Annotated in this window: 6 protein-coding genes and 1 pseudogene; 5 read left to right on the top strand and 2 right to left on the bottom strand. The window is 53.4% G+C overall.

What is annotated here, in order from left to right:
- Positions 1–93: 93 nt before the first annotated feature.
- Both ACR0I7_RS17725 and ACR0I7_RS17720 read right to left on the bottom strand, forming a co-directional pair.
- Positions 94–279, bottom strand: coding sequence for a hypothetical protein (locus tag ACR0I7_RS17725; protein ID WP_480513379.1), 186 nt, complete (start codon positions 277–279; stop codon positions 94–96).
- Between the two features lie 14 nt (positions 280–293).
- A complete protein-coding gene (locus ACR0I7_RS17720) occupies positions 294–584 on the bottom strand; it encodes a putative quinol monooxygenase (RefSeq protein ID WP_480513377.1) in 291 nt (96 codons plus the stop codon).
- A gap of 256 nt (positions 585–840) precedes the next feature.
- Between ACR0I7_RS17720 and ACR0I7_RS17715 the strand changes: the two are divergent.
- The 5 genes and pseudogenes from ACR0I7_RS17715 to ACR0I7_RS17695 form a co-directional block, all read left to right on the top strand.
- Positions 841–1152: pseudogene (locus tag ACR0I7_RS17715) on the top strand (helix-turn-helix domain-containing protein); the annotation flags it as partial.
- A gap of 768 nt (positions 1153–1920) precedes the next feature.
- Positions 1921–2694, top strand: coding sequence for a hypothetical protein (locus ACR0I7_RS17710; RefSeq protein WP_480513375.1), 774 nt, complete (start codon positions 1921–1923; stop codon positions 2692–2694).
- 2 nt (positions 2695–2696) lie between these two features.
- The gene (locus tag ACR0I7_RS17705) at positions 2697–3470 is read left to right on the top strand and encodes a SagB/ThcOx family dehydrogenase (RefSeq protein WP_480513373.1); all 774 of its coding nucleotides are present in this window, start codon (positions 2697–2699) and stop codon (positions 3468–3470) included.
- A gap of 59 nt (positions 3471–3529) precedes the next feature.
- The gene (locus ACR0I7_RS17700; RefSeq protein WP_480513371.1) at positions 3530–4600 is read left to right on the top strand and encodes a YcaO-like family protein; all 1071 of its coding nucleotides are present in this window, start codon (positions 3530–3532) and stop codon (positions 4598–4600) included.
- Between the two features lie 81 nt (positions 4601–4681).
- A complete protein-coding gene (locus ACR0I7_RS17695) occupies positions 4682–6238 on the top strand; it encodes an ATP-binding cassette domain-containing protein (protein WP_480513369.1) in 1557 nt (518 codons plus the stop codon).

Below are 6238 nucleotides of genomic sequence, written 5' to 3'. Positions count from 1 at the left end.
TTGAGCTACGCAACGGCTCCGCTCAGCAGGCCTTGACCGCAACCTAAACACGAGAAAGAAACAGGAACGGATTCTACATCCAAACGGCCCGGATCAAGGGGCTGGGTCAGGTGACATGCTCAGGAACATGCGACCATCGGTGGAGAAGAACGGATCGCCGTAGCGTGTGTCATGGGTTGCCACCACTTCAGTTTCGACGGTTTCGGCAATAGCAGGCGAGAGCGCAGCGGCCGACAACATCGAACCCAGAAGTAGCTGTCTAAGGAGGGAGTGTTTCATTTAAATAGCCTCACTCATGCGATGTGTGTGAGTTCGTGCAGCCAGAATTTTTCGATCATTCCGTCTGTGGCATCCATGTAGGCATTTAAGTGGTCAGCACCCATGTGCGCCTGCCAGAGCTCGCGGCTGTCCCAGTTCTCGAAGAACATGAAATAGTTCGGATTCTCGTTGTCCTGATGCAGGTCATATTGAATGCATCCCGCCTCGGCACGCGTGATTGGGATCAACTTTTTCAACTCTGCCTTCACGAAGTCGATATGATCGTCTTTGACCAGGACGTTTCCGGTAATCGTTAGTTTGGACACGTTCCATTCTCCTTGGTTTTAAAAGTATGCGGAACATTTACTTCGCCGCCATGCCGAGATAAATAAGGTTATCTGAATACATAATTCGGAAAAAACGGATAATGTTTCTCTACAACCTCAGGCTCTTTTTGGCGATTTCAGCTGTTGATTGTCACTGAGAACTGACCCGGTATGCCCCTAAATTGTCACTGAGAATTGACCCATGTGAACTTACTGCCCTGACGGTTTTTTGTCGGGGAGATATGGAGTGATCGACATGGGATTTTTGAGTGTCATTCGACGCTGGGCATTGCGTGATAAAATGCCAATCAGAGAGATTGCCCGTCGCACAGGGTTATCTCGGAACACCATCAAGAAATATCTTCGCGAAGGCGCGGCGGAGCCGCGGTTCAAGACGCCAAAGCTTCCAAGCAAACTGGATCCCTATGCGGATCGGTTGTCTGCTTGGCTTCTGATCCAAACGCGGAAGTCACGCAAAGAGCGGCACACAATCAAGCAAATGCATGCTGATTTGGTGAAGCTGGGATATGACGGCTCCTATGAACGCGTCGCGGCTTTTGCGCGGCCTTGACGTGACGATCGGCGCCGCGCTGAGCAAACAACCGGACGCGGCACCTAGTCCCTTATTTTGGTAGCCGACATTCGCTATGCTGCAAAAATCCGGTAATTTGGGCTCTCCTAGCACCTTCGCCGAGATCAGCGCCGAGGGTCGGTCTGTTATGGATCGACTTTCGTTGCTCACCAAATGAACTGGTGAGACGCGGACACACTCGCCTTTTGCTTGGATCACGAATGCTCGCCCAGCATATCCTTCTTGTTGACACCGCATGCGTCACTGTTCCGGTCATTCGCTGGCATCTGTCTTGTCGGAGCGGAGACGGCACTTTCGTGGCATCGTTTCTGAACATTTAGGACGTGGTAGAAGCCCGCCGTTCACACTTTGAAACCGGGTGCCAGAATTACTGCTAAATCAACCGTCAGAGCTTTGGGGCCGACAAAGCAAATTCGGAGGCGGGCCGGTACACAACGCGGAAATATATCATTCATATATGGGTTGGGCTGCCTCTAGGGTCGGAGACAGCCGGTGCAACAGCGCATCGGCAGTAACCTTCAGAGGAGACTATCATGAACAATCGTTTTGGGACTCAACTGACCAAAAAGCCAGCTAACCAGCTCAGCATTGCTGACAGCAACCAATCTCCTGACAACTGCGCGGCCTGCAATAACTCGGCAGGATAAGTTGACCTATGTCATCCGAAATTTCGGCTACACCGCCCTCGAGGACGGTGTAGCCATCGATACAGAAAACGGGTTTTTTCAGATTACGGACCCTTTCATGTCACGACTTGTCCAGAAACTTTCCGATCAACAGACGCTCAGCGCCGCCGACCTCGACGACAAGGTCGCCATGTTGTCCAAAGCCGATGCAGAGGATGTTCGCGAATATCTGACCGATGTGACGGGCCTGCTATCGCAAAGCACACTGCCCCTTGCCCAGATAGTCTGGCATATTGAAGATCCGCAGGTCCGAATGCTGTGTGATACCCTGTATGGCCAAAACGATCCGGTGCATACAGGTGCCCCCGTCAGCGTTCATATCGGTGTGTTCCTGACCGATGATTTCCCCGATCAGGTCGAAAGCCAGCTAAGTCGCTTTTTGGAGCGCCAGCAAGGGGCGCAAGACAACACGGAACGGCGCATCATCTGTGTCTTTCGAAGCAGCACCGACATTATCATCACGCCTCCTTACGAGCCAGAAAGTGGCCATCCTTGCCCGCTTTGCCACTTTGATTTCGCGTGGGAACGCGTCGCCTTTGCCCGAGGCGACACTTTGATGGGGTTGTCAGACGTCGCTGCTCAACTCAAGGCGGGCGGGGCCGCACAGATGCCGTTCATCCATCTACCCAAAGACACACTTGCGACTGCTTTGTGCCACGCATATCGCGTGGCACAAAGGGTGGGCGCAACTGGTACACGCCTGACCGGTCCGGTGCAGGCGCACTCCGGACTTTCAATATCGATTTTAACGCTGGATGCTCGCCCTATCCTCGTACCCCTTTCGCCCCAATGTGATTGTTTGCGCACACCTCATGGAACTGGGGAAGACTAAGGATGCAAGATCTTCGCATTGCTATCGCCAACGACACCCTGCGCGAAGACGCGTTCCACGCTACACGCCTGTTTCACAGCGCGTCGCACAACCGCGGCGACAGATTGCTCAATGGTACCCCCGGTTTCCCCACACTTACGTCCGAGCAACTCTCGGCAAGCGAATTTGCCGAACTGACTTTTGGAGGGAAACAGATGGTCTTAGGAACCCCGGTTGATCCAGGGGGGCGTCTCGCCTCTGCACCGCCCTTTGAAGCTTCGGCACCACTTGGGCTGGCAACGTTCAGGCAGATATTGGGTAGCAGCTACATGGAGTACGAACGTGATGGACGTGTCATCCGCCCCTATGGCAGCGGTGGAGCGCTTTATTCCGTGCAAGTCATTATACATGCTCGGAATGTTGATGGTGTCCCATCCGGTACCTACCATGTTTTGCCCAAGGCGCAGGGCCTTGAAGCAATGGTCCTTGGGGCTGACGATCTTCATGCACCCTTGTTCGGAGAGGGGATAAGCGACTGGGCCGGCTATGATTTCGCTGTTCTTTATGCTGCTCTCCCGAATATTCCATTTGCAAAGTATGGTGCACGCGCCTATCGGCTGATCTTGCTTGAAGCGGGTGCAATGGTTCATGCCGCGACCCTATCTGCAGAAGCCGTTGGTTTGCGTCAACGCACATGGGGCGGCTTTGACGATGAAAGGCTTAGCGTTGCGATGGGTGTCGACCCCAGGGCGGCATGGCCCCTGATCGCCCAACTGTTCGGACGGGTAAACTCATGATCGGAGCCGTTTTCCCCCGGCGGAACCATGATATATCGCCAAATCTTGCATTGCCCGCCATGTCTCGCATCCGTGTTGGGCAGACGCTGATCAGTTGTAGCACAGGATTCGATCGCGCAACCATGATCCGCGCGGCGGGTGAGGCTTTGGAGCGGCAGCTAGCTTTTGCTGATCGCGCGAGCAGCGCCGAACAGCCCATGGCGATCAACCAGTTTGATCCTGACGTGCGTGACTGGATCAATCTGCACTCCGCCGATCAACCTGATCCCCCAACCGAATTGTTAGCCAGTGTTGTTACGGAACTTGGAACCGGTCGCACCCGCCATTTCCCATCAGTTGCCTTTGCTCTGGGTCCGCATATTGATACAGTGCATTTTCCCAAACGAGATAGTTCTGGTAGCGCCTTTCACCAATCCGCTGAAAGGGCTCGCAGCGCGGCATTGGCTGAACTATGTGAACGCCAAGCACTGACCGCGTTTTGGTACGGAGGATATGTGCGCAAGTCCTTTGAGATTGGGCCAGATGCACCTATCGGCGCACGGCTTTCGCGGTGCTGCGCCATAATGCGCAATGCCGGTCAGTTGCTGGTAGTCGATATCAGCCTAATTCGGCCTTATCGTGTATACCTCGCTTTTATTCTCAATCGAGACGGGCCTGTTTATCTTGCCTCCGGCGCATCGGCACATCAAGACGGATCACGCGCGATGAAAAAGGCGCTATTGGAGTTGTGGCAAGCGTATGTACTGATGCAGCAACTGCACACCGGGCGGACGGTTTTCGAACTAAAGAGTGAAAAAAGTCTGGGTGTAACGGATGACTACTTCAGTCACAACACAGCAGATACAGTTGTGCGTCTGTATGACATGCTGCCAGCGGCGGCGGCATTCAGCACCGATGCATTTGCGGAACCGATGGCCTCATTTTCTTTAGAGGATTTAAAGGTGCTTTTGTCAGAACAACGCCTCGATTTCCCTGGGCTTTCGATGTCTTTGCATCTTTGTCAGACGGTGGCCTTGAATGGTTTTCTGACCATGTCGTCGTATGCTAGCTATCCTACAGCGACACGCTCGGTCCTGCGCGGTTTCAATCTTGCCAAGGTCGTTAATATCGAGCCTGTGCCTTTTGGTTAGAGTGAGCTCGTGAGACGAACATTCGGTGTGCTTTTGGGAAGAGACCTGTCGTTGCCCAGACGTGGCTGGGTTGCGCTGTCCTTGGCCGTAGCGCTATTTATGCTAGTGACTGCTGCCCGCATTGCTACGCCGTTCATCTTCGCTGAAGTCGTAACTAGGATTCAGACGGGATCAGTTGCGATCTTCGGCCTTCTAGCCCTTTACGGCGCTGTCTTTTTTGGCCTGAGGGTGTTCGAAGAACTGCGATTTGCCGTCTACGTGTATTTTGAACAGGAGTTGCAAAAAGCCCTGGCTCTGAAAATTTTACGTCAATACTTTATCCTGTCGTTCCCACATGTCCGGGGCAAAACCGCTAGCGAATTTGCTATCGTCATCCAGCGCGGGCTTGGGGGTATCCGATCGATGCTGTACAATCTCCTGTTCTCTATCGCACCGCTTACCCTAGAATTCATTGCGCTGGTGGTGATTGTTGGCGTCAAGGTCAGCTGGTCGCTCGCAGCGCTGGCTGGGGGGACACTAGCAATATTCGCTTTTGTGACCTACCGTTTTTCAGAGCGGATCGACGCGTTGCAAAGAAAGTGGTTCCAGACCGCTTCGGTAAACTTCAAGATTTTGCGTGAGAACATTCATGGGTTCGAGACGCTCCGGTCGTTCGGGCGCACTGAATGGGCCATTGATCGGTATCGCATAGCGACCGACCGGTTCATTCGAGAGGTATTGCATTCGTTACGCCCAGGGATCTTGATGGGAATTATCCAAGGCGCGTTAATCGGATCACTCGTTTATCTCGCATGTCGATTGGTTTTGAATTCTGCGGGGAGCTTGTCTGAAGCTCTGCCTCTTCTTGTTCTGGTGAATGGTTTGCTTTTGCAGATCGTGCAACCGATGTTGAATTTCGCCGGGGCGTACAGAATCTTCGTTCAGGGTCTGTCCAGTGCAGCAGAATTGTTTGAGATGTTGACCGGACCAACCGCGCAGATGCGTGTTCCACTTTCTAAGGAGCCGAACGCCGAGGTTGGGTTTGAACTAGAGAATGTCACGATATCTTATGATGCAGCACCAGTGATTGAGGCGCTGTCGCTGAACATCGGGCGTACAGGGGTAACTACGATTGTAGGCCCGAGTGGCTCTGGCAAATCAACCCTTGGGCGTGCTTTGGCCGGTTTGCAGGAATATGAGGGGCGGATCATCAGCGGGTATGACCCGGAAAAGATATTCTATGTGACTCAAGTTCCCGACATCTTTGATAGCTCGCTGCTCGAAAACATAACACTTGGTACAGTGGGAATGTCCAAATCCGACATTGATCATCTCCTGCGCCAAGCAGGGTTTTCGGAAAGTGAGCTGAGGAACATTGAAGACCGCGATCTTGGGGAGGGCGGCCAGCATCTCTCGGGCGGTCAACGTGGCCGGGTCGGTTTTGCCCGGGCCCTTTGGAGCCGCGCCGAAGTGCTGATACTTGACGAACCCACCTCCGCATTGGACCCCAAAGGAGCAGATGCCCTGTGCGAGCAAGTGAAGGCATTGTCAGAGCACTTCAAGATCATCGTTATCACCCATGACGATGTTTTTGCATCCATCGCAGCCCAGACCATCCGCATCGAAGGGGCACAAGCCCAGAACACCAAGGCGAGCTGA

It is taken from the genome of Ruegeria sp. AM1, from assembly GCF_056540745.1.
The sequence above is the reverse complement of the archived record's forward strand: the minus strand, read 5'-3'. Positions and strand labels throughout refer to the sequence as shown.